General features: G+C 71.6%; 25 protein-coding genes. 5 read left to right on the top strand and 20 right to left on the bottom strand.

Annotation, left to right across the window (positions count from 1 at the left end):
* The first annotated feature begins 63 nt into the window (after window positions 1-63).
* Window positions 64-345 (top strand): Fe-S cluster assembly protein HesB, encoded by a 282-nt coding sequence (locus ACFQ9V_RS06550; protein ID WP_382458362.1) that lies wholly within the window; start codon window positions 64-66, stop codon window positions 343-345.
* 228 nt (window positions 346-573) lie between these two features.
* Here ACFQ9V_RS06550 and ACFQ9V_RS06545 read toward each other — a convergent pair whose 3' ends face one another.
* From ACFQ9V_RS06545 to ACFQ9V_RS06455, 19 genes are all read right to left on the bottom strand, one after another.
* Complete coding sequence (locus ACFQ9V_RS06545) at window positions 574-870, bottom strand: hypothetical protein (RefSeq protein ID WP_382458361.1); 297 nt, start codon at window positions 868-870, stop codon at window positions 574-576.
* 78 nt (window positions 871-948) lie between these two features.
* Window positions 949-2952, bottom strand: a complete 2004-nt coding sequence (locus ACFQ9V_RS06540) for an ABC transporter ATP-binding protein (protein ID WP_382458360.1) — start codon at window positions 2950-2952, stop codon at window positions 949-951.
* Window position 2953: 1 nt separating this feature from the next.
* Complete coding sequence (locus ACFQ9V_RS06535) at window positions 2954-4684, bottom strand: ABC transporter ATP-binding protein (protein WP_382458359.1); 1731 nt, start codon at window positions 4682-4684, stop codon at window positions 2954-2956.
* A 211-nt stretch (window positions 4685-4895) separates the two neighbouring features.
* Window positions 4896-5453, bottom strand: a complete 558-nt coding sequence (locus ACFQ9V_RS06530) for a dihydrofolate reductase family protein (protein ID WP_382458358.1) — start codon at window positions 5451-5453, stop codon at window positions 4896-4898.
* Between the two features lie 21 nt (window positions 5454-5474).
* A complete protein-coding gene (locus tag ACFQ9V_RS06525) occupies window positions 5475-5876 on the bottom strand; it encodes an SRPBCC domain-containing protein (RefSeq protein WP_382458357.1) in 402 nt (133 codons plus the stop codon).
* 2 nt (window positions 5877-5878) lie between these two features.
* Window positions 5879-7450 carry a transporter gene (locus ACFQ9V_RS06520; protein WP_382458356.1) on the bottom strand — a complete coding sequence of 524 codons (1572 nt, stop codon included), beginning with the start codon at window positions 7448-7450 and terminating at the stop codon, window positions 5879-5881.
* Window positions 7432-8199 (bottom strand): ABC transporter ATP-binding protein, encoded by a 768-nt coding sequence (locus ACFQ9V_RS06515; protein WP_382458355.1) that lies wholly within the window; start codon window positions 8197-8199, stop codon window positions 7432-7434. Before ACFQ9V_RS06515 ends, ACFQ9V_RS06520 begins: the two co-directional genes overlap by 19 nt.
* Window positions 8200-8370: 171 nt before the next feature.
* On the bottom strand, window positions 8371-9585 hold the full coding sequence (locus ACFQ9V_RS06510) for an acetyl-CoA C-acetyltransferase (RefSeq protein WP_382458354.1): 1215 nt from the start codon (window positions 9583-9585) through the stop codon (window positions 8371-8373).
* On the bottom strand, window positions 9578-10246 hold the full coding sequence (locus ACFQ9V_RS06505; protein ID WP_382458353.1) for a CoA transferase subunit B: 669 nt from the start codon (window positions 10244-10246) through the stop codon (window positions 9578-9580). Before ACFQ9V_RS06505 ends, ACFQ9V_RS06510 begins: the two co-directional genes overlap by 8 nt.
* A gap of 1 nt (window position 10247) precedes the next feature.
* Window positions 10248-11030 carry a CoA transferase subunit A gene (locus ACFQ9V_RS06500; protein WP_382458352.1) on the bottom strand — a complete coding sequence of 261 codons (783 nt, stop codon included), beginning with the start codon at window positions 11028-11030 and terminating at the stop codon, window positions 10248-10250.
* Complete coding sequence (locus ACFQ9V_RS06495) at window positions 11023-12216, bottom strand: alpha/beta fold hydrolase (protein ID WP_382458351.1); 1194 nt, start codon at window positions 12214-12216, stop codon at window positions 11023-11025. Before ACFQ9V_RS06495 ends, ACFQ9V_RS06500 begins: the two co-directional genes overlap by 8 nt.
* On the bottom strand, window positions 12213-13376 hold the full coding sequence (locus ACFQ9V_RS06490) for a lyase family protein (protein WP_382458350.1): 1164 nt from the start codon (window positions 13374-13376) through the stop codon (window positions 12213-12215). Before ACFQ9V_RS06490 ends, ACFQ9V_RS06495 begins: the two co-directional genes overlap by 4 nt.
* A complete protein-coding gene (pcaG, locus tag ACFQ9V_RS06485; RefSeq protein WP_382458349.1) occupies window positions 13369-13938 on the bottom strand; it encodes a protocatechuate 3,4-dioxygenase subunit alpha in 570 nt (189 codons plus the stop codon). Before pcaG ends, ACFQ9V_RS06490 begins: the two co-directional genes overlap by 8 nt.
* A complete protein-coding gene (gene pcaH, locus ACFQ9V_RS06480) occupies window positions 13931-14692 on the bottom strand; it encodes a protocatechuate 3,4-dioxygenase subunit beta (RefSeq protein ID WP_382458348.1) in 762 nt (253 codons plus the stop codon). Before pcaH ends, pcaG begins: the two co-directional genes overlap by 8 nt.
* An 8-nt stretch (window positions 14693-14700) precedes the next feature.
* Entirely contained in the window at window positions 14701-15864 is a 1164-nt protein-coding gene (locus tag ACFQ9V_RS06475; protein WP_382458347.1) for a 4-hydroxybenzoate 3-monooxygenase, read from the bottom strand.
* A gap of 102 nt (window positions 15865-15966) precedes the next feature.
* Window positions 15967-16737 carry an IclR family transcriptional regulator gene (locus ACFQ9V_RS06470; RefSeq protein ID WP_382458346.1) on the bottom strand — a complete coding sequence of 257 codons (771 nt, stop codon included), beginning with the start codon at window positions 16735-16737 and terminating at the stop codon, window positions 15967-15969.
* Between the two features lie 237 nt (window positions 16738-16974).
* The gene (locus ACFQ9V_RS06465) at window positions 16975-17571 is read right to left on the bottom strand and encodes a dihydrofolate reductase family protein (RefSeq protein WP_382458345.1); all 597 of its coding nucleotides are present in this window, start codon (window positions 17569-17571) and stop codon (window positions 16975-16977) included.
* Window positions 17572-17652: 81 nt separating this feature from the next.
* Window positions 17653-17913: a type II toxin-antitoxin system RelE/ParE family toxin gene (locus ACFQ9V_RS06460; RefSeq protein WP_382458344.1), complete on the bottom strand. Its 261-nt coding sequence runs from the start codon at window positions 17911-17913 to the stop codon at window positions 17653-17655.
* Window positions 17910-18173 (bottom strand): type II toxin-antitoxin system prevent-host-death family antitoxin, encoded by a 264-nt coding sequence (locus ACFQ9V_RS06455; RefSeq protein WP_382458343.1) that lies wholly within the window; start codon window positions 18171-18173, stop codon window positions 17910-17912. The genes ACFQ9V_RS06460 and ACFQ9V_RS06455 overlap by 4 nt, the downstream gene beginning before the upstream one ends.
* A gap of 146 nt (window positions 18174-18319) precedes the next feature.
* Here ACFQ9V_RS06455 and ACFQ9V_RS06450 point away from each other — a divergent pair, with 146 nt between their 5' ends.
* The 4 genes from ACFQ9V_RS06450 to ACFQ9V_RS06435 all read left to right on the top strand — a co-directional run bounded on the left by ACFQ9V_RS06450 (window position 18320) and on the right by ACFQ9V_RS06435 (window position 20831).
* Window positions 18320-18760, top strand: coding sequence for a hypothetical protein (locus ACFQ9V_RS06450; protein ID WP_382458342.1), 441 nt, complete (start codon window positions 18320-18322; stop codon window positions 18758-18760).
* Between the two features lie 9 nt (window positions 18761-18769).
* A complete protein-coding gene (locus ACFQ9V_RS06445; protein ID WP_382458341.1) occupies window positions 18770-19885 on the top strand; it encodes a sensor histidine kinase in 1116 nt (371 codons plus the stop codon).
* The gene (locus ACFQ9V_RS06440) at window positions 19882-20514 is read left to right on the top strand and encodes a response regulator (RefSeq protein WP_382458340.1); all 633 of its coding nucleotides are present in this window, start codon (window positions 19882-19884) and stop codon (window positions 20512-20514) included. The genes ACFQ9V_RS06445 and ACFQ9V_RS06440 overlap by 4 nt, the downstream gene beginning before the upstream one ends.
* Before the next feature lie 62 nt (window positions 20515-20576).
* Window positions 20577-20831, top strand: coding sequence for a hypothetical protein (locus ACFQ9V_RS06435; protein WP_382458339.1), 255 nt, complete (start codon window positions 20577-20579; stop codon window positions 20829-20831).
* A gap of 22 nt (window positions 20832-20853) precedes the next feature.
* On the opposite strand, the gene ACFQ9V_RS06430 is transcribed toward ACFQ9V_RS06435, so the two are convergent.
* Complete coding sequence (locus tag ACFQ9V_RS06430; protein ID WP_382458338.1) at window positions 20854-21219, bottom strand: hypothetical protein; 366 nt, start codon at window positions 21217-21219, stop codon at window positions 20854-20856.
* Window positions 21220-21415 lie beyond the last annotated feature (196 nt).

Below are 21415 nucleotides of genomic sequence, written 5' to 3'. Positions count from 1 at the left end.
TGCGCTCCTGAGCGGACCGCGGGACCGTGGGCGGCTCCTGGAGGACCAACGAAAGGAGAGCACGTGCTCACCCTGACAGAGAACGCCAGCACGATCGTCAAGACCCTCACCGACCAGGCGCCGCAGGACGACGCCGGGCTGCGCATCAGCAGCAGCAACCCGCAGAACACCGCGTTCGCCGCTGCCGTCACGCCCGAGCCGGAGCCCGCGGACCAGGTGGTCGAGTCCGCCGGGGCGCGGCTCTTCCTGGAGCAGGGCGCCGCTGTCGCCCTCGACAACAAGGTGCTCGACGCCCAGGTCGACGAGCAGGGCGCAGTGAGCTTCGCGATCGGCGCCCTCGCCTAGCGAGAGCCCACGCGACGATGAGAAGCCGGCGTCCACGCGACGCCCGCCTCCCCGGCCCCGGTGCCCAGTGCGCCGGGGCCGAGTCGCGCCTGACCTCAGTCGCGTCCGGGCACAGCGATTCGCCGTTGTCAATCGCATCGACCGGGATGTGCCCCGGTGTTTTGCTGGTGAGGTGCGGGCGGGCCGCTCAACCCTGACACCGCCCGCACACCCATTCAGGCCGTCGAGTCAGCTCTCGGGCGGACTCTGCGGCTCGCCCGCGTCGATGAGGAACTCGACGGCGGTCGTCCACAGCGGAACGATCTTGATGGGCGGGATGTCCTCCTCGCCCGCGAAGTGCACGGCGAAGTGCACCTCCGGCTCGCCCTTGACCGGATCGGCCGTGGCGATCATCCCGAGGTAGCCGTCGTCCTCCGCCACGCGCCAGCGGGTGCCGGACCCCGGTTCGGGCGTGATCTGCACACTGTGGCCGCCGTAGTCGTAGGTGGGGCCGGGCGGGAGCGCGGCGCGGGAGTCGATCGTCATACTGCTGTTCTACGACCTCCTCCCGCACCGGCTCAACTCGTTCACATTTCGAACGATTCGGGGTAAGGGACCCGCGTGCTACGCGGTCGGGACCTCCTCGGCCTCCGCGTCGGCCTCGGTCTCCTGCTCGGCGGCGGCACCCCGGAACTGGGTCATGTACAGGTCGTAGTACGCGCCCTTCTTCGCGAGGAGGGTCGCGTGGTCGCCCTGCTCCACGATGCTGCCGTGCTCCATCACCAGGATGGTGTGGGCGTCGCGGATCGTGGAGAGCCGGTGCGCGATCACGAACGACGTGCGGTCGCTCCGCAGTGCGGCCATCGCGTGTTGCACCAGTAGCTCGGTGCGGGTGTCCACCGACGAGGTGGCCTCGTCGAGGATGAGCAGCGACGGGTTCGCGATGAACGCCCGCGCGATCGTGAGCAGCTGGCGCTCACCGGCGGACACGTTGCTGCCGTCCGCCTCGATCTTCGTGTCGTACCCGTCAGGGAGCTGGCGGACGAACCGGTCGACCATGGTCGCCTTGGCGGCCTCCACGACCTCCTCGTCCGTCGCGTCGAGCCGGCCGTAGCGGATGTTCTCGCGGATCGTGCCGGAGAACAGCCACGCGTCCTGCAGCACCATGCCGACCTGGCCCCGCAGCTCGGCGCGCGACAGGTCCGTCGTGTCGATGCCGTCGAGGCGGATGGTGCCGCCGTTCAGCTCGTAGAACCGCATGATCAGGTTGACCAACGTGGTCTTGCCCGCGCCGGTCGGACCGACGATCGCGACCGTGTGGCCCGGCGCGACCGATAGCGACAGGTCGCGGATCAGCTCGGTCTCGGGGTCGTAGGAGAAGTCCACACCCTCGAGCTCGACGCGGCCATCGGCCCGCTCGGGCAGGTGCTGGGTATCGACGTCGGCCGACTGCTCCTCCGCGTCGAGGAACTCGAACGTGCGCTCGGCCGAGGCGACACCGGACTGCAGCATGTTCGCCATGCCCGCGATCTGGCCGATCGGCTGCGAGAACTCCCGCGAGTACTGAATGAACGCGGTCGCGTCGCCGATCGTCATCTGGCCGGAGGCGACGCGGAGGCCGCCGACGACCGCGATCAGCACGTACGACAGGTAGGAGACGAAGTTCATCGCCGGCATGATCATGCCGGACACGAACTGGGCGCCGACGGTCGACTTCCACAGCTTGTCGTTGCGCTGGTCGAACTCCTCGAGCATCACGGCGTCGCGGCCGAAGGCCCGCACCAGGTCGAGCCCGGAGTACGACTCCTCGATGTGCCCGTTGAGCGCGCCGGTCGAGTTCCACTGCTGCTTGAACAGCTTCTGCGACCGCGTGCCGATCACGCCCGCGATCACGCCGGAGAGCGGGATCGAGATGAGCGCGATGAGTGCGAGCTGCCACGAGACGATGAACATCATGATCCCGATGCCGATGACCGTCAGCACCGACTGGATGAGCTGCGAGAACGCCTGCTGCAACGCCGTCTGGATGTTGTCGACGTCGTTGGTCACGCGCGACATCAGGTCGCCGCGCTGCCGGGTGTCGAAGTAGCTGAGCGGCAGCCTGTTGAGCTTGCTCTCCACCTCGGCGCGCAGGCGGTAGATCACCCGCATCACGAGCGCGTTCAGCAGGTAGCCCTGCCACCACTGCAGGAGCGACGCGGCGATGTACATCGCGAGCACGATCGTGAGCAGCCGGCCGAGCTCGACGAAGTCGATCCCGTGCCCTGGCACCAGGCCGGTCGGCGTGATCGTCCCGACAGCGCCCTTGAAGATCACGTCGGTGGCGTTACCGAGGATCTTCGGCGCGATCACGATGAGCGCCACCGAGATGACGACCAGCAGGGTCACGAACGACATGGCGAGCCACTCGGACTTGAGCAGCCCCATCAGGCGCTTGAACGACGGCCAGAAGTGCTCGGCCTTCTTGGCGGGCGTGCCGCCGAACATGTCGCCGTCGCCCTCGGTGGGCTCGTACTCGTACTCGAGCTCGAGCTCTTCGATCGCCGTCTCGACGCCGGCCTCGGTGAGGAGGCCGTCCTGCTCCGGGGCGCCGCTGCGGCCGGTGCGGTTCTTCTTCTGGCGCGCCATCTCAGGCCACCTCCAGGCTCAGCTGGGACTCGACGATCTCGCGATACGTCTCGCTCGTCTCCAGCAACTCGTCGTGGGTGCCGCGGCCGACGACTCTGCCGTCGTCGAGCACGATGATCTGATCGGCTTCCCGGATCGTGGAGACGCGCTGCGCCACCACGATGACGGTGGCGTGGCCCGTGGACTGCGCCAGGGCGCTCCGCAGGCGGGCGTCGGTCGCGACGTCGAGGGCCGAGAAGGAGTCGTCGAACAGCAGGACCTTGGGCTCCGCCACCAGCGCGCGGGCGATGCAGAGCCGCTGGCGCTGGCCGCCGGAGACGTTGGTGCCGCCCTGGGCGATGCGCTCATCGAGGCCGTGCTCCTTGGCACGCACGAAGTCCTCGGCCTGGGCGACCCGCAGCGCCTCCCAGAGCTCGTCGTCCGTGGCGTCCGGCCGGCCGAACCGCAGGTTGCTGGCGACCGTTCCGGAGAAGAGGTACGGCTTCTGCGGCACCAGGCCGAGCACGCCGGAGAGCTGCTCCCGGCTCAGCGAGTCGACCGGGACGCCGCCGATGCGCACCTGCCCGCTCTGCGGGGTGAACAGGTCGGCGATGACCGAGACCAGCGTCGACTTGCCCGATCCGGTCGAGCCGACGATCGCGGTCACCTGCCCGGGTTCCGCGGTGAAGCGGACGTCGCTCAGCACCGGCTTCTCGGCGCCGGGGTAACCGAAGGTGACTCCGGCGACCTCCACGCGGCCGTCGGCGGGGACGTGGCCTGCGCCTGCCCCCGCGCCGCTGGACGGCGCCGCGCTCAGCACCTCGTCGATGCGCTCGGCGCACACCATCGCGCGCGGGATCATCATGGCCATGAACACGCCCATCATCACCGCGACCAGGATCTGCAGCAGGTACTGCAGGAACGCCGTGAGCGCCCCGACCTGGATGTCCCCGGCGCCGACCCGGTGGCCGCCGAACCAGAGCACGGCGACCGTCGCGGCGTTCAGGATGAGCATGATCAGCGGGAACATCAGCACGAAGACGTTGCCGACCTTGACCGAGATGCGGGTGAGCGCGGCGTTCGCGTCGTCGTAGCGCGCTGTCTCGAACTTCTCGCGGACGAACGCGCGGATGACGCGGATGCCGACGATCTGCTCCCGGATGACGCCATTGACGCCGTCGATGCGCTCCTGCATCACGCGGAACATCGGCAGCAGCAGCCAGACCAGGATGCCGACCACCACGAACAGCACGGCGACGGACACCCAGACGAGCCAGGAGAGCCCGGCGTCCACCCGCACCGCGAGGACGATGCCCGCGACGCACATGATCGGCGTCGACACCATGAAGTTGAGCGTCATCAGCACGAGCATCTGCACCTGCTGGACGTCGTTGGTGTTGCGCGTGATGAGGGTCGGCATGCCCCAGCGCGCGAGGTCGAGCGCCGGGAGCGAGTCGACCTTGCGGTAGAAGGAGCGGCGGATGTCGCGCCCCAGCGACATCGAGGAGCGGGCGCCGAAGTACGTCGCCGTGATGGCAGCGGCGACCTGCACGAAGCAGACGATGAGCATCGTGCCGCCCGTCGACCAGATGAAGTTCGTGTCGCCCTTGACGACGCCCTTGTCGATGATGTCGGCGTTGAGCGTGGGCAGGTACAGGGCGGCGATGGTCGCGATGAGCTGCAGCGCGACCACGGCCGCGACCGCGCCCCAGTACGGGCGGATGAACCGCAGCGCCAAACGAAGAAGAGTCACGGTGATTCCTGGTTCTGCTCTGGTGGAGTGATTGTCGGGCGCACGCTGCCGCCGGCCCCCGCCGGCACGGCGCTGTGCGATGACCCCGTACAGCACTAACGCTAGCGCGGACCGGTGACATCCGTCCCCGTGAGGAGACGCTGTTCACCGTCGGATATGACGCTATCCGGCACAGCGGTCAGTTCGTGACCGCATTCGAGATCTGTGGAGATCAGGCCGGCGAGTAGAGGAGGTGGAGGACACCGTTGGCGTAGGCGTCGTACTGCCGCAGCCGCAGCTTCGCCTCCGGCGTGCCCTCCGGGAACAGCCGCGCACCCGAGCCGCGGACGACCGGGTACACGAAGAGGTGGAGGGCGTCGACCAGCCCGTCCGCGATCAGGGCACGCACGAGCGTGCCGCTGCCGCTGATATAGAGGCTGCCGCTCACGCTGTCCTTGGCCTCCCGCACCCGGTCGGCGTCATAGCCGCCGAGCGACCGCGAGTTGGCCCAGACATCCTCGGCGCCCGCGTCGTCCAGCGTCGAGCTGACGACGAGCTTCTCGGTGTCGTTGAAGAAGGGCGCTCCCGGGTCGTCGGAGGACGTGCGCGCCGACCAGGCCGGGGCGAACATCTCGAACGTGCGGCGCCCGAGAAGGATGCGCTCCGACGCGCCCGTGATGCGCGCGAGGTCGTCGCCCATCTCAGGATCGAACCCGTACTCAGCGGTCCAGCTCGGGTCTTCGAAGACGCCGTCGAGGGAGACGAACTCGTGCACTGCGATGCTGCCCATGCGGCCAGCTTAGGGGCCAGCTCAGGCCGTCGCCACCAGCCGGTCGAGGCAGTCGTTCCATCCGGTGATGTGCTCCTGGACGGCGTGCTCGGTGGCGAAACCGTCATGGCGGACGGTGACGCGGGTGCCGTCCGGCTCCGGCGCGAGCTCGATCGTGACGGCCGTCTCGTCGTCGTCGCCGTCCCAGCGCCAGGTCGTAACCAGCAGCCGGCCATCCTCGGCCGCGGTCACCGTGCCGGTGATCCCGAGGTCCGCGACGTCCGAACGGATGCGCAGTGCGCCTCCCGGCGTCGCGTCGATGCGCGCCTGCGGCTGCAGCCGGGGCGGCCAGAACCACGCGGAGAGCTCGACGGGGTCGGCGAACGAGCGCCAGACCCGCTCGGGGGGCGCCTGGACGACCCGCTCGACCGTGAGGCCGGCCATGATCAGGCGTCCTTCCGCAACTGCAGCAGCAGCTCCGGCGCCCTGGCGTCGAGGATGTTGCCGCCGATCCGCACGCCGACGCCCACCAGCACGCCGCCCAGCGCCACGCCGACGACGAGCGCCGCCCAGAGCCAGAGCGCGTCGCCGGTCACCAGCCCGACGATGAACAGGACGATCTCGGGAAGGCACAGCACCGCGATCACGCCCCACGCGGCGAAAGTCGGGCCGAGCAGCGAGATGTTGGCGCCCGGCCGCGACCGGAACGGGTTGTCGCCCGGCTCCGGCACCGGGAACACCAGCCGCGCCGAGGTCACCGCGCACACCGCCGCCCCGGTGAGCAGGATGCCGAGCGAGAGGCCGATCAGACCGGGGAGGATGTGCCAATCGCCGCCCACGGCCGCGCCGAAGAGTGCGATGAGCACGATCGCCGGCACGGCGAACGAGAGCAGCGCCGCCGCCCGGCCCCAGCGGTCCGCGCGACCGGGCACGGCCTTCGCGACGTGCAGCGCGAACGCGGTCGAGTCGTACGAGACGTCGGCGATCATCCCGATGCCGAGCGAGAACGCCACGACCGGGGCCCCGATCAACGGCAGCGCGGACGAGTGATTGAGGCTCGAGTAGAACCAGAACAGCACAGGCATCAGCGGGATCACGAGGAGCTGCCGCAGGTAGCGCGGGTCGCGGAACCAGTACGTCAGGCAGCGGGCCGCGATCGCTCCCGACTGCGTGCCCGGTAGGATGCCGAACCAGCCGAGCTTGCCCTGGGCACGGACGCGCGACGACGCGCGCGCCGGGGTCGTCAGCGACCGGGCGAGCCCCCAGCGCCACACCAGCCACAGCACGACGAACGTCGCGACCGCGATCAGGAACCGCGCCAGCGCTCCGAGCGGGTCGCCCAGCGCGAGCTGCGACGGCACCGCCCAGACGGCGCCGAGCGGCGACCAGGACAGCCCGTCCGCGATGGCGGGCAGCGCGTCGGACGACGAGCGGAGGCCGCGCGTGATGCCGATGACGATCGGCCCGGCGAGGATCAGCGGGATGAGGATGAGCAGCCCGCTGGCCTCCCGGAAGCGCCGGCCGCCGGACAGCCCGCTCGACACCGAGGTGACGGCGCGCGACACGACGACGCAGGTCGCGGCACCGAGCGCGCCCGTCACGAGGGCGACCACCGCGACGCCGGGGAGCCGGAGCCAACTCAGCGAGGTGGCCAGCGACGCGAGCGTGGTCGCCGCACCCGCGACTCCGACGAGCGCGCTCAGCAGCATCCCGAGCATGAGCGGGCGCAGCGGGATCGGGTAGACGGCGAGCTTGGCAGGGTCGAGGGTCTGCTCGATGCCGGAGAGCAGCAGCGGGAAGACCGCCCAGCCGAGCACGGCGGCCGAGCCGCCGATGACGACGACCGTACGAGCCAGCTCGGTCGGCGCGAAGCCCAGCAGCACGAGGCCGCCGAGGATGACCACGAGCGCGACGAGCGCGTACACGCCGCCCAGGATGACCGCGACGAGCTGCGAGGTGCTGCGGCGGAACGAGTTGCGGAGGACGAGCAGGCGCAGCCTTACGAGTGTCGCAACCACTCCGGCCCCTCCCCGACGCGGCGACCGCCGACCAGCTCCACGAAGCGGTCCTCCAGGGTGGAGCCCGCGCGCACCTCGTCGACGGCGCCTGCGACGAGCACGCGGCCGTCGCTGATCACGGCGACGTGGTCGCACATCCGCTCCACCAGGTCCATGACGTGCGACGAGACGATGACGGTGCCGCCGCTCCGGACGTAGCCGTGCAGGATGTCGCGGATGTTCGCCGCGGAGACCGGGTCGACGGACTCGAACGGCTCGTCCAGCACGAGGACGCGCGGCGCGTGCACCATCGCGGCGGCCAGCGCGATCTTCTTCGTCATACCGGCGGAGTAGTCGACCACGAGCGTCCCGCCGGCGGAGGCGAGGTCGAGGAGGTTCAGGAGGTCGTGGGTGCGCTCGATCGCGGTGGGGCGGTCCATGCCGCTCAGGAGGCCGGCGTACTCAACGAGCTGCTCGCCGGTGAGCCGGTCGAACAGCCGGACACCGTCGGAGAGCACCCCGACCAGCGCCTTGCCTGCCAGCGGGTCGCGCCACATGTCGGCGCCGTGGATGAGCACCTGACCGGCGTCGGGCCGCAGCAGGCCGGTGACCATGTTGAGCGTCGTGGTCTTGCCCGCGCCGTTCGGGCCGACCAGCCCGTAGAAGCTGCCGGAGGGCACGTCGAGGTCGATCCCGTCGACCGCCGTCTTCGCCCCGAACCGCTTGTGCAGACCACGGATCGCCACCGCGACCGCATCGTCCTGCGTCATCGAACCTCCCCTGGGCGCTCCCGGAATCCGTCCGACACGCCCACCTCACCCTACGCGCAGCCGCCCACGCACACACCGCCCCCGTCGAGGGGCAGCAGCCCTGGCGCCGAGGGGCACGTAAACGCCCCTAAAACGCACTTTTAGGGGCGTTTACGTGCCCTTCGGCGAGGGTCAGACGCGCTCGAAGACGGCGGCGAGGCCCTGGCCTCCGCCGATGCACATGGTCTCGACCGCGAGCGTGCCGTCGAGGGCCGGGAGCTCATGGGCGAGCGTCGCCAGCATCCGGAGACCGGTGGCGCCGATGGGGTGCCCGATGGAGATGCCGCTGCCGCGCGGGTTGAGCCGCGGGTCCTCCGCGTCGATCCCCCAGTCGGCCAGGCACGCGAGCACCTGCACCGCGAACGCCTCGTTGAGCTCGATCACGTCGATGTCGCCCCAGGCGACGCCGGCGCGCTCGAGCGCTCTGTTCGCCGCCGGGACGGGCGCGACACCGAACACCGCGGGGTCGTTGCCCGCGACCGCCCACGACCGCAGCCGCAGCATCGGCACCAGCCCCAGGGAGGCGGCGCGCTCCGGCGTCGTGACGATCGCGGCGGCCGCCGCGTCGTTCTGGCCGCTGGAGTTGCCGGCGGTGACGGTCGCGGCAGGGTCGCTGCGACCGAGGATCGGGCGCAGGCCGGCCAGCGCCGCCAGCGTCGTGTCGGCGCGGGGATGCTCGTCGCGGTCGACCACGACGTCGCCCTTTCGTCCCGGCACGGTCACGGGGACCAGCTCGGCGTCGAACGCGTGCGACTCCTGCGCGGCGACCGCGCGCTGGTGCGACCGCAGCGCCAGTTCATCCTGCGCTTCACGCGGGATGCCGTACTCGCGGCGCAGCGTCTCCGCCGAGCCGACGTTGCCCTCCGGCGTCGGGAAGTTGCGGCCACCCACCGTCTCGCGGCCGCGCGCGAGAGCGTCGTGCAGCATCAGGCCGCCGGCGGGGAGGCCGCGGCGACCCTGTTCCGTATAGAGAGGAGCGTTCGACATCGACTCGGCGCCGAGCGCGACCAGCACGTCGCTCGCGCCGGTCTGCACCTCCATCGCGGCGTTGATCACGGCCTGGAGACCGGAGCCGCAGCGCCGGTCGAGCTGGTAGCCCGTCGTCGTGACCGGGAAGCCCGCGTTGAGCGCGGCGACGCGACCGAAGGCGGGTGCCTCCATCGTGGGGTAGCCCTGCGAGCCGATCACGCCCTCCACCGCGGCCGGGTCGAGCCCGGTGCGGTCGAGCAGGGCGCGCAGCACGGTCTCGGCGAGCGCGAGCGCGGAGACCGGGGCGAGCGCGCCGCCCATCCGGCCGACCGGCGTGCGCAGCGGCGAGCAGACGACGACCTCGCGCAGCTCAGGCATGCGCCGCCTCCGACCCCGCGGTCACCGCGGCCGGGATGGTCAGCGGGGCGCCCGTGGCGGCCACCACGTCGTCCACGGTCACGCCCGGCGCCACCTCCTGCAGCACCAGGCCGTCGTCGGTCACGTCGATCACGGCGAGGTCGGTGATGATCCGGTCGACGCAGCCGCGCCCGGTCAGCGGGAGGGTGCACTGCTCGACCAGCTTGGCCGAGCCGTCCTTGGCGACGTGCTCCATGACCACGATGACGCGCTCGGCGCCGTTGACGAGGTCCATCGCCCCGCCCATCCCCTTCACCATCTTGCCCGGAACCGCCCAGTTGGCGATGTCGCCGGATGCCGAGACCTGCATGGCCCCGAGGACGGCGGTGGCGATGCGGCCGCCGCGGATCATCCCGAAGCTCGCGGCCGAGTCGAAGTAGCTCGCCCCGGGCCGGACGGTGACCGTCTCCTTGCCCGCGTTGATGAGCTTCGGGTCCTGCTCGCCCTCCCACGGGTAGGGCCCGACGCCCAATATGCCGTTCTCGGAATGCAGTACGACGTGCACGCCCTCCGGCAGGTGGTTGGGGATGAGCGTCGGGAGGCCGATGCCCAGGTTCACGTAGGAGCCGTCCTCCAGTTCGAGGGCGGCGCGGGCGGCCATCTCGTCGCGGGTGCGGGGCATGTCAGTTCCCTTCCGGTCGGGCGCGGACGGTGACCTTCTCGATCGGCAGGTCAGCCGACTGCTCGGCGGTCAGCGCGATCACGCGGTCCACGTAGATGCCGGGCAGGTGGATGTCGTCGGGACCGAGCACGCCCGGCTCGACCAGCTCGTCCACCTCGGCGATGGTGATGCGGCCCGCCATGCCCGCCAGCGGGTTGAAGTTGCGGGTCGACTTCTCGAAGCGCAGGTTGCCGTGCCGGTCGCCGACCGCGGCGCGCACGAGCCCGAAGTCGGTGCGGATGGCGGTCTCCAGCACGTACTCGCGGCTGCGGCCGAACACGTCGAACGGACGCAGCTCCTTCGGCGCGCTCTCCTCCGCCACCGAGCCGTCGGAGGCGTAGCGGATCGGCATGCCGCCGTCAGAGACCGCGGTGCCGGCGCCGGTCGCCGTGTAGAAGGCCGGGATGCCGACGCCGCCCGCGCGCAGCCGCTCGGCCAGCGTGCCCTGCGGGGTGAGCTCGACCGCCACCTCGCCGCCGAGGTACTGGCGGGCGAACTCCTTGTTCTCGCCGATGTAGCTGGCGATCACCCGGCGGATGCGGCCGGCGGCCAGCAGCTCGCCCAGGCCCCAGCCGTCCACCCCGCAGTTGTTCGACACGACCTCCAGGCCGCTGACACCGCGGGCCAGCAGCGCGCGGATCGTCACGATCGGCACCCCGGACAGGCCGAACCCCCCGACCGCGAGCGAGGCGCCGTCCGGGATGTCGGCGACGGCCTCGGCGGCCGACGCGTACGTCTTATCCAATTGTTTCCTCCGTCTGGTCCACATCGGCGAATACGTCGCGCATGATCGCGAGCGCGCCATTGGCGGCGGGCAGCCCCGCGTACAGCGCGGTGTGGTGGATGACCTCCGCGATCTGCGTGCGGGTCAGGCCGTTGCGCAGGGCGGCGCGCACGTGCATGCGCAGCTCGTTCTCGTGGCCGCCGGTGACCAGGCTGGCGAGGGTCGCGATCGAACGCTCCGGCCGGGTGAGCTGCGGCCGGGCCCAGACCTCGCCCCACGCGTAGCGGGTGATGAAGTCCTGGAACTCCGCAGTCTCCGGGGTGATCGCCGCCGTCGCGCGGTCGACATGGGCGTCGCCCAGCACCGCCCTCCGGACGGCCATGCCGCGCTCGAAGGCGGCGACGACGTCGGCCTCTCGGCCCGCGAGCAGCGCCGCCAGCAGGGCGGCGGTCTCGGCCGGGTCCTCGAGCGGGACGAGGTGGGCGGCGTGCGCCAGCTCCACGAATCGCGCGTCGGGGAGTGCCCTGGCGTCCTCCGCCATCAGTGCCGAGGTGGTCACCTGGTCGTGCGCCCCGGCGACGAGGAGCGACGGCACGTGCATGCCCGGGAGGGCGTCGCGGCGGTCGAACCCGCCGAGCGCCTCGCAGCACAGCGCGTACGACTCGTCGTCGACGTCGAGCAGGGTCTTGAGCGCGTGGCCGCCCGGACCGTCGGGGTGCGCGGCCAGGTATCCCTGCGCGAACCAGCGCTGCGCGCTCCCCGCCACCACGGACGCCGTGCCGGAGGCGCGCACCTGCGCGGCGCGGTCGGCCCAGCCCTCCGTCGTGCCGATGCGCGCGCCGGAGCAGAACATCGCCAGGCTGCGCACGCGCTCCGGGGCGGTGAGAGCCACCTCCAGGGCGACCGCTCCGCCGAGCGAGTCGCCTGCGATGTCGAACGCGCCGCCGCCGACCTCGTCCACGAGACCCAGCACCGCCGCCGCGAGCTCGGAGACCGTGAACGGCGCGCGCGTGGCGGGCGACGCGCCGTGACCCGGGAGGTCGATGCGCAGGATCCGCGGGGAGTCAGGCGCGGCGGCCAGGCGCGCCACGACGCCGTCCCACAGCTCGGCGGTCGTGCCGAGGGAGGGCAGCAGCACCAGGAGGCGGGGCGCGGCGGCGGACGGGGAGGCTGCGGTCATCGAGCCGCGCAGTCGCGGGATGGTCATGAGTCCGCCTCTCGGTCTGGTTCGGCATGGGCACGGTAGCGCGCGACGGCGGCGTCCACGACGGCGCCCGCGGCGGCCAGGTCGGCGGCGTCTGCCGTGACCGGCGAGGATGTCAGGACGGTGTCCGCCACCACTAGGTCCGCGACCGCGTGCGCGAGCACCTCCGCACTCTCGGCCGCGAGGCGCAGCAGCCCGCGCCAGGCCTGCCATTCGGCGTGCCACTCCCCCGCCGGCCGCGCGTCCGAGCTGAGCGCCGCGGTGTGCACCGTGGCGAGGAGTCCGGGGGCGCGGAGGCCGTTCGCGGTGAGCAGCACGGCGTCGACCGGGTTCTGCTTGTGCGGCATCGCGGACGAGCCGCCGCCGGTGGCGGGCAGGAGCACGCCGTCGCGCGCCGCCAGGCCGAGGTCGCGGCCGATCCGGCCGGCCACCGCGGCGACCCGCGCCGCGGCGTCCACGATCGCCAGCACCGGGCCACGATCGGTGTGCCAGGCCCGGCCGGGGTCGCTCAGCCCGAGGCGGGAGGCGACGCCGGCGCGGAGGGTCTGCGGTGCGTCGGCGCTAGCGGCGAGCCGCGCGAAGGCCGCGCCCGTGCCCACGGCCCCGCCGAGCTGGACGGGGTAGTCGAGCCGGTCGAGGACCTCCAGCGCCGACACCACGGCGTCCAGCCAGGAGGCCAGGGACGCGCCGAGCGTCGTCGGCTCGGCCTGTTGCGTCAGGGTGCGCGCCAGCAGCGGCGTCGCGCGCGAGCGGATCGCACGGGCCGCGAGTTCCGCGGCTGCGACGGCGAGGGCGTCCCGCGCGCGCACCAGGGACTCCCGGGACACCAGCACGAGCGCCGAGTCCACGATGTCCTGACTGGTCGCGCCGCGATGCACCCGGCCCGCGTGCGCCCCCGCCTGCGTGCGGAGCTGCTCGATGAGCGCGATGACCGGCACTCCGGCCTCCCGTGCACCCGCCACCAGCCGCTCCCGGTCGATCGCGGCGGCGTCGAACGCGAGCGGCTCGTATCCGGGGCCCGCAGCCGAGCCTTCGAGCTCGTCCCAGGCTCCGGCCAGGGCCTCCTCGACCGCGATCATGGCAGCCAGCACACGATCGTCGCCGGCCGGAACACCCACTGCACCGGCCGGCTCGAGGAGACCCCAGTCGAAGGGTTCAGCCACGCCCGTCCCCCACGAAGTCGAGGAAGACGGTCTCGTCGTCGCCCTGGAGGCGGATGTCGAAGCGGTAGCTGCTCTCGCCGTCCGGGGTGGCGAGCAGCGTGCTCCGCCGTTCCTCCGGAACGGTCGCCAGGAACGGGTCGCCGTCTTCGAGGTAGGCGCGCGTGAAGAGGTGGTGCAGGAGACCGCGCGCGAACACGGTCACCAGCAGGTACGGGGCACGGCCCGGCGCCGGCGCGCCAGGGCGGACCGTCGTGAACGAGTAGTGGCCCGCCCGGTCGACGGCGGCACGCCCGAAGCCGGTGATGGTGTGCCCGTCGCGCTGGAGGCTGCCCTGCCGGGAGATCGGAGCGCCGTCGGCGTCGGCGCCCCAGACCTCGATGATTGCGTCGGGGACCGGCACGCCGTCGCCGTCGAAGACGGTGCCGTGCAGGCGGATCGCACCGTCCTGCCACGGCGGAGCGACCTCCGGCCCGCCGTCGTACGGCAGCGCGTAGCCGAAGAACGGCCCGACCGTCTGCGACGGGGTCTGCAGGTACTGCTCGTGCTCGTTCGTCTCAGGCATGGTCGCCCTCCTCCGGCTCCATCCAGGTCGCGTTGCCGCCGGTGAGGACGATGTCCCACCGGTAGCCGAGCGCCCACTCCGGCTCGCTCACGTCGTGATCGTACGTGGCGATCAGCCGTTGGCGCGCGGCCGGGTCGGCGATCGACTGATAGATCGGGTCGAGCGCGAACAGCGGGTCGCTCGGGAAGTACATCTGCGTCACGAGCCGCTGCGTGAACGCCGACCCGAACAGCGAGAAGTGGATGTGCGCCGGCCGCCAGGCGTTGCGGTGGTTCCGCCACGGATAGGGACCGGGCTTGATCGTGACGAACCGATACGAGCCGTCCTCGCCCGTGATCGCGCGGCCCACCCCGGTGAAGTTGGGGTCGAGCGGCGCGGGATGCTGGTCGCGCTTGTGGACGTAGCGGCCGGAGGAGTTCGCCTGCCAGACCTCCACGAGCTGGTTGCGCACGGGCCGCCCCTCGCCGTCGAGCACGCGCCCGGTCACGATGATGCGCTCGCCGAGCGGCTCTCCGCTGTGCTGGATGGTGAGGTCGCTCTCCTCCGCCGCGACGTCGGTGTGGCCGAACGCCGGCGAGACGAGCTCGATCTCCTCCGGGTCGGCCCGCACCAGCTCGTGGGTGGGGTGGCGCAGCCGCGAGCTGCGGTACGGCCCGAAGTCGCGCAGCGGGTGCGCGGGCAGCGGCCCGGCGGCCGCCGCAGCCGCGTGCGCGGCGGCGATCTCCGCGTTGATCTGGTCCTGCTCTTCGTTCATGACATGCCTCAGAAGGGGAGTCCCGCGTACTGCTCGGCGAGGGCCGCCTGCGCGTGACGCGATCCGGTGGTGTACTCCAGCTGGCCGAGCTGGCTGCGGTAACGGAAGGCGCGGGCCGCCTCGTCGGGGACCTCCCGGTGGACGTGCAGCATCTCCGTCATCCACTGGGAGAACTGCTGCACCTTCCACTGCCGGGCGACGGCGGCGCCGCTGTAGCGCTTCAGGAGGGTGTCGTCGCCGCCGAAGTGAGCGGCGAGCGAGCGGCCGAGCAGGGCGACGTCGGCGATGGCCGAGTTGAGGCCCTTCGCGCCGGTCGGCGGGACGATGTGACCGGCGTCGCCGGCGAGGAAGAGGCGTCCGTGCTCCAGCGTGGAGGCGACGAAGCTGCGCATCGGCGTGATCGACTTCTCGGTGATCGTCCCCTCTTTCAGCGTCCAGCCGGGGACGCCGAGACGCGTCTGAAGCGCCTCCCAGATCCGCTCGTCCGACCAGTCGTCGACCGACTCGCCCGGATCGACCTGGAGGTAGAGCCGGGAGACCTCCAGCGAGCGCATCGAGTGCATCGCGAAGCCGTCAGGGTGCAGCGCGTAGATGAGGTCGTCGGTGGAGGGCGCGACGTCGGCGAGGATGCCGAGCCAGGCGTAGGGGTAGCTGCGCTCGAGGGCCTGGATGCCCGGGATCGCCGGGCGGCAGACGCCGTGGTACCCGTCGGCGCCGACGACGACGTCGCAGTCGATACGCTCGTCGCCGCCGGTGGTGACGTACGGCGCATCCGTGTCGACGGCGTGCGGCGCCACGCCCTCCACCTCGAACCGGACGTCGGAGCCGAGGCGGTCGTGCTCGGCGAGCAGGTGCCGCACGAGCGCCTGCTGGCCGTACACCGTGACGGTGCGGCCGACGAGGTCGTCGAAGTCGAGGTGGTGGCGCTCGCCCTCGTACTGCAGGTAGATGCCGTGGTGCGTCAGCCCGCGGGCGGCGAGGTCGGCGTCGAGTCCGAGGTCGCGCAGCACGTCGACCGAGCCCTGCTCCAGGACGCCGGCGCGCACCCGGCCGAGCACGTACTCCCGGCTCTTCTGCTCGAGGATGACGAAATCGATCCCCGCTCGCCGAAGGATGTGCCCGAGCAGGAGTCCGGCGGGCCCGGCCCCGATGATGGCGACCTGGGTGCGCATTGTTCCGCCTTTCGCTTCGGTGGGAAGGTCGTCCCATCCTGTGCGAATCCGGTGGGCGCCCGACCGATGTTTCCGCTCAGCGGAAGAGTTTCCTCCGGAGGATCACCTGTGCGGCTCCTCGTAGTCGAGCCCGAGGACCCCGGAGATGCCGCGCGCGGCCATCCGGACGCCCAGCGTGAACTGTGGCTCGGCCTCCCGCTCGGCGTGGGCGATGATCGAGACCGCGGCCACGACCTCGCCCGTGGCGTCCCGCACCGGCGCGGCGACGGAGAAGGCGCCCTGAGTGAGCTCCTCGACCGAGTGGGAGACCCCGGTCGCGCGGATGCCGGCCAGCCGCGCGCGCAGTTCCTTCTCGCCGGTGAGCGTGTTGGGCTGGAACTTGCGCGGGTGGTCGGCGAGCACCTCCGCGAGCGTGCCCTCCGGCGCGTAGGCGAGCAGCACCAGCCCGACGCCGGTGGCGTGGAGCGGGAGCCGCGACCCGACGTCGCTGATGACGCGCACCGCGCCGGGGCCGGACAGCCGCTCCAGGTAGACCGCGCCCAGGCCGTCGCGCACGGCGAGGTGCACGTGCTCGCCCGTCGACTCCAGGAGGTCGTCGAGGTAGGGCCGCGCGGCCTGCCTGAGGCGGCGGGCGGTCGGCTGCCTGACACCCAGCCGCCAGAGCTTGATGCCGACGCGGTAGCGGCCGTCCTCCCCGCGGACCAGACCGCCCCACGAGACCCACTCGGCCAGGAGCCGGTGCGTGGTCGACACCGGGAGGCCGGCGCGGCGGGCGATCTCGCTGAGAGTCAGCTCGTCGCCGCGCTCGAAGGCGTCGGCGATCGCGAAGACGCGTTCCGCAACGCTGCGGTCGTCCTGAGCTCCACCGGCCATGCGGTCAGCTTAGGACCGCCGCCGCGGGCAGGTCGGAGCGCGCCCTGACCTCGGCGCGGGCTCGGCGGCACGCCTGCTGCTCACCCAGTCCGGGTTCGACCTCGACGATCCCGTCCGGAAGCAAGAACTGTCCAGCTTGTCCTCGTAGGCCTCTTTCGCGGGACGTAGCTGGGTTTAGATGGGTTTATTGGAATCCAATAAGAGTCCTAAAGTCCCAAAGAGCGGATGTTCGACTAATCACGACTCCGCCGCGCGACGGTACACGTTGATCACGATGCCGGAGGCCGTCGAGCGCGACTCCACGAGCGCGAAGCGGGTGTAGGGGAAGCCGTCGCCGAACAGCTTCTTGCCGACGCCGAGCACGAGCGGGTGCACCAGCAGCCGGTACTCGTCGATCTGGTCGTGCTCGGCGAGCGTGCGGATCAGCTCCGTGCTGCCCCACACCCGGATCTCGCCGCCCGGCTCGCCGCGCAGCCGCTCCACGGCGCCCACCACGTCCGGGCCGAGCAGGTACGAGTTCGTCCAGCCGACCTCCGTCAGCGAGCGCGAGGCGACGTACTTGGGGATGCGGTTGTACCGCCGGGTGAGCTCCCCCTGGAATCCTTCGGCGTCCTCCGGCCAGACTCCCCACGAGCCCGCGAACAGCTCGTACGTCCTCCGGCCGAGCAGCAGCGCCTCGGTTCTCTTCTCCCACTCCGCGACGGTGCCGTCGTCGTCGTAGTCGAACTGCCAGCCGCCGTGCTGGAAACCTCCCTCCGTGTCCTCCTCGGGGCCACCCGGCCCCTGGACGACGCCGTCGAGGGTGACGAACGACTGAACCACGATCGAAGACATGCCGGCTCCTCCTGTCGGTGAGGGTGTCGTACCCCGTCTACACCCCCTGGAGGGCGGAGGCAACAGGCGGCGTCGAGGCGATCAGTGCGCGTAGACGCTGCGGCGATGACCGACGCGGAAGACGGTCACCAGGACCGTGTCGTCGACGACTTCGTAGAGGACGCGATAGTCGCCCACTCGCAGCCGCCAGGCGTCGGTGAACCCGACCAGCCGACGCGCTCCGCCGGGCCGCGGATCGGACTCGAGCCGCGCGACGGCCGCGAGCACGCGGTTTCGCGCCGTGGGGTCGAGCTTGCGGAGCTCCCGAGCCGAGGCCGCGGTGAACTCGACGGTGAACGTCACCCCTCGAACTCGGCCCGGAGGTCGCTGAGCGAGATGCGCTCGCCGGTGTCGGCGCGCTTGGCGGCGCGCAGCTCGCGCCGGTCGCGCTCCAGTTCGAGCTGCTCGAGCAGTTCGAGGTCTTCGACGCTGATCATGACGGCGGCGAGCTTGCCGTGCCGAGTGATCCCCAGCCGCTCGTGACCGTACTCGGCGCGACCGACGGCGGCGGCGAGATCCTGACGGAGGTCGCGCGCACTGATCGAAGCATCGAGAAGGGCCATACGGACATGGTAGCCCATCCATGCGTGCACAATTGCAATTATATGCATTGTGTACTTTTTGTACCTTTTCGAGACCAACCGTTCGATGACCGCGTCCATCCGTTCGGTCGATCCGCCACCCGGAGCCTCCCAGCGAGGCTGGACCCATGACCGAGACCACCACCTCCCCCGCCGCCGCGCTCGCCACGGCCCGCCGCGCGGCCCTCCGCCCGGTGCTCGTCCTCCTGAGCTGCTTCGTCGCGCTCAGCGCCGCACTGCTCGGCTTCCTCACGGTGCTCGCCGCCGTCGGCATCGGCGCGGACATCGCCATCTGGATCCGCGGCTCGTTCGTCCTCGCGAGCGCCGTGCTGCTGCTCGTCTTCGCCGTCTCCGCCGCCCGCGGCTCCCGCAGCGCACTGCTGCGGCTGCGGATCATCTCGCCGATCGTGCTGACCGCGATCGTCGTCATCGTGTCCATCCCCGGCTTCCTGCCGGACTGGGTGCGACTCGAGCAGGCCGTCTGCGGCGCGCTCGTCCTGCCGGTCGCCATCATCGTCAACCTGCCGCGGACGCGAGCACTGTTCCCTGCGGAAACCGCGAACGCGTAGGGTCTGAACGTGATCGATTCGCGCTGGAGGACTGTCCTCACGGTCACGCCGTACGTGGTGCTGGCGGTTCTGGTCGCCTTCACGCTCGGAGTGCGGTGGGGCGACTGGGCGGCACTCGCACCGACGCTCGTCCTCTCTGCGGTGACGGTCGCGTGGATCATCGCCATGCGGCGGCTGCCGTCCCGGGTCCGTGAACGGCCGCTCGTCGTCGCCGTGTTCATGACCGGACTCATCGCGCTCAACCTGGCGCTGGTGCTCCAGGAGAGCTGGTTCGGGTTCCTGACGATCGCCACCTTCACCTTCGCGTACTCGATCGTGCCGTGGCCGTGGGAGCTGCTGGCGGTCGGCGCGACCGCCGTCGTCGCGGGGCTCGCACAGAGCTCCACCCTGCGCTTCGACCTCGCCGGGATCGTCGGGATGACCGGGATCCTGCTGCTCAATGTCGTCGCAATGTGCGGTCTGTCCTGGTCGTTGCGGCTCGCCGAACGCCAGGTGAACCTGACCGCGACGGAGGTCGAGCGGTCGCGGCTCGCGCGCGAGATCCACGACACGCTCGCCCAGGGCTTCGCAGGGATCGTGACCCAGCTCCAGGCGGCGGAGCAGGCACCGGACGACGCCGGCCGCACGCGGCACACGGACGCCGCCCTCGCGCTCGCCCGGGACGGCCTGGCCGAGGCGCGCCGCTCGGTCCGTGCCCTCCGGCCCGCGGCCCTCGACACGATGCGGCTGCCGGAGGCGATCGGGCAGCTCGCGCGCACCTGGTCCGAGCGCACCGGCATCCCGGCCGACGTCACGACGACCGGCGACGCGAGCGCTCTGTCCACCGACGTGGAGGTCGCGCTGCTCCGGACCGCGCAGGAGGCCCTCGCCAACGTCGAGCGGCACGCCGGCGCGCACCGCGTGCGACTGACGCTCCGGACGGACGGCACGGGAACCCGGCTGGAGGTCCGCGACGACGGCCGCGGCTTCGACCCGGCCACGCGCACCGTCGGCCCCGACCGGGCGGAGGACGGCGGCTACGGCCTCCTCGCCATGCGCGAGCGCATCGAGTCGGTCGCGGGCGGCCTGGTCGTGGAGTCGCGGCCGGGCCACGGCACGTCGATCCGCGCGGAGGTGCCCGCGTGAGCGCCCCCGTGCGGCTGCTGGTCGTGGACGACCACCCCGTCGTCCGCGACGGCATCGTCGGCATGGTGGCCTCCGATCCGGACGTGGAGGTCGTAGGCGAGGCGTCCGACGGAGCCGAGGCGGTGCGGCTCGCCCGCGTGCTCCTCCCGGACGTGGTGCTCATGGACCTGCGGATGCGCGGCATGGATGGCGTCGCCGCGATCCGCGAGCTGACCAGGCTCGGCCTGCCGTGCCGCGTGGTGGTCCTCACGACCTTCGACGGCGACTCGGACGTGCTGCCCGCGATCGAGGCCGGCGCGACCGGCTACCTGCTCAAGGACGCGCCGCGGGAAGACCTCCTGCGCGCGATCCGCGCCGCGGCGGTCGGGGACGCGGTGCTCGCGCCGTCCGTCGCGTCCCGGCTGGTCGGCCGGGTGCGGACGCCGGAGGCGAACCTGCTGTCACCTCGCGAACTGGAGGTGCTGGCCCTCGTCGCCGACGGCGCGACGAACCGCGTCGCCGGGGAGCGCCTGCACCTCAGCGAGGCGACGGTGAAGACGCACCTGCTCAGCATCTACGCGAAGCTCGGGGTCGGCGACCGGGCCGCGGCCGTGGCGGAGGGGTTCCGGCGGGGACTGCTCGACCTCTAGGCAGGCCAGCTCTTGGCCCGTAGGGGTTCTGCCGTCGCGCCGAAACGGGTAGGACAGGAGGCATGGACATCGTGCTGGCGGTCCTCGAGCGCGGCGACATCGCGTACGAGATCGAGTTCGAGCGCACGAGCGAGCCCCCGTTCGAGCTGCGCGTGCCCTCCCACATCGGGGGCGCGGCGGTGGTCGACGTGTTCGACCTGGTCGACGCGAGCGAGTGGCCGGTGCTGCTGCGCTACGCGTTCTCGGAGTGCGTGCCGGCCGTCATGGGCTCGCCGGACGACCTCAACGCGGAAGACCTGGGCGGGGTGGACCTCTGAGCGGGCGCCCGGACCGCCCGACTCAGAACAGGAACAACTGCCCCATCACGAGCACCAGGATGAGGAACACGACGACCACGCCGCCGATGATGACGAGCGTCCGCCCCGACATCCTCGCGATCCCGAACCCCACGATGAAGGGCAGCGCCAGGCATCCGATCGCGATGATCCACCAGAACGCCTGAAAGCCGGCCTGCGACGCGGACGCCAGCCGCTCCCCGAACAGCTTCTGCGTCGCCGGATGCGTGGCGAAGGCAATGCTTGCCGACAAGGGATAGGCGATCAGGACCGCCGTGATCAGTCCGGCGAACGCGCCCCACATCCCGCGATGGGCACCGAGGTGCAGCGTCTCCTCCTGATGCGGCGCCTGCCTGCTCTTCGTGCTCATGGCGCACATGATAGCCAGCGGGTCGGTGCGCGGGGCAGCCCCGTCCTGCGGCACTCCCGCGGCCGGGCCCGCCGCGCCGAAACAGGGTCAACTGTACGGTCTACTCTGCGGTTACTCTGGAGGGGTCACCGGCGCAGCGCACGCAGTTAGGGGGCGTCTCGGACGCGCCGGTGTCTTACCCGAATGTCGTGTGGGA

This window comes from Leifsonia sp. NPDC056665, assembly GCF_042791795.1.
Classification (GTDB): domain Bacteria; phylum Actinomycetota; class Actinomycetes; order Actinomycetales; family Microbacteriaceae; genus Leifsonia.
Note: the sequence above shows the minus strand (reverse complement) of the source record. Positions and strands in the feature narration are given on the sequence as shown.

Coding starts and splice junctions, on each gene's coding strand:
- ACFQ9V_RS06430 (WP_382458338.1), bottom strand. CDS start 21,219: ATGAGCACGAAGAGCAGGCAGGCGCCGCATCAGGAGGAGACGCTGCAC.
- ACFQ9V_RS06435 (WP_382458339.1), top strand. CDS start 20,577: ATGGACATCGTGCTGGCGGTCCTCGAGCGCGGCGACATCGCGTACGAG.
- ACFQ9V_RS06515 (WP_382458355.1), bottom strand. CDS start 8,199: ATGACGCAGGACGATGCGGTCGCGGTGGCGATCCGTGGTCTGCACAAG.
- ACFQ9V_RS06465 (WP_382458345.1), bottom strand. CDS start 17,571: ATGTCTTCGATCGTGGTTCAGTCGTTCGTCACCCTCGACGGCGTCGTC.
- ACFQ9V_RS06505 (WP_382458353.1), bottom strand. CDS start 10,246: ATGCCCCGCACCCGCGACGAGATGGCCGCCCGCGCCGCCCTCGAACTG.
- ACFQ9V_RS06525 (WP_382458357.1), bottom strand. CDS start 5,876: ATGGCCGGCCTCACGGTCGAGCGGGTCGTCCAGGCGCCCCCCGAGCGG.
- ACFQ9V_RS06450 (WP_382458342.1), top strand. CDS start 18,320: ATGACCGAGACCACCACCTCCCCCGCCGCCGCGCTCGCCACGGCCCGC.
- ACFQ9V_RS06475 (WP_382458347.1), bottom strand. CDS start 15,864: ATGCGCACCCAGGTCGCCATCATCGGGGCCGGGCCCGCCGGACTCCTG.
- ACFQ9V_RS06455 (WP_382458343.1), bottom strand. CDS start 18,173: ATGGCCCTTCTCGATGCTTCGATCAGTGCGCGCGACCTCCGTCAGGAT.
- pcaG (WP_382458349.1), bottom strand. CDS start 13,938: ATGCCTGAGACGAACGAGCACGAGCAGTACCTGCAGACCCCGTCGCAG.
- ACFQ9V_RS06470 (WP_382458346.1), bottom strand. CDS start 16,737: ATGGCCGGTGGAGCTCAGGACGACCGCAGCGTTGCGGAACGCGTCTTC.
- ACFQ9V_RS06545 (WP_382458361.1), bottom strand. CDS start 870: ATGACGATCGACTCCCGCGCCGCGCTCCCGCCCGGCCCCACCTACGAC.
- ACFQ9V_RS06530 (WP_382458358.1), bottom strand. CDS start 5,453: ATGGGCAGCATCGCAGTGCACGAGTTCGTCTCCCTCGACGGCGTCTTC.
- ACFQ9V_RS06495 (WP_382458351.1), bottom strand. CDS start 12,216: ATGACCATCCCGCGACTGCGCGGCTCGATGACCGCAGCCTCCCCGTCC.
- ACFQ9V_RS06510 (WP_382458354.1), bottom strand. CDS start 9,585: ATGCCTGAGCTGCGCGAGGTCGTCGTCTGCTCGCCGCTGCGCACGCCG.
- pcaH (WP_382458348.1), bottom strand. CDS start 14,692: ATGAACGAAGAGCAGGACCAGATCAACGCGGAGATCGCCGCCGCGCAC.
- ACFQ9V_RS06540 (WP_382458360.1), bottom strand. CDS start 2,952: ATGGCGCGCCAGAAGAAGAACCGCACCGGCCGCAGCGGCGCCCCGGAG.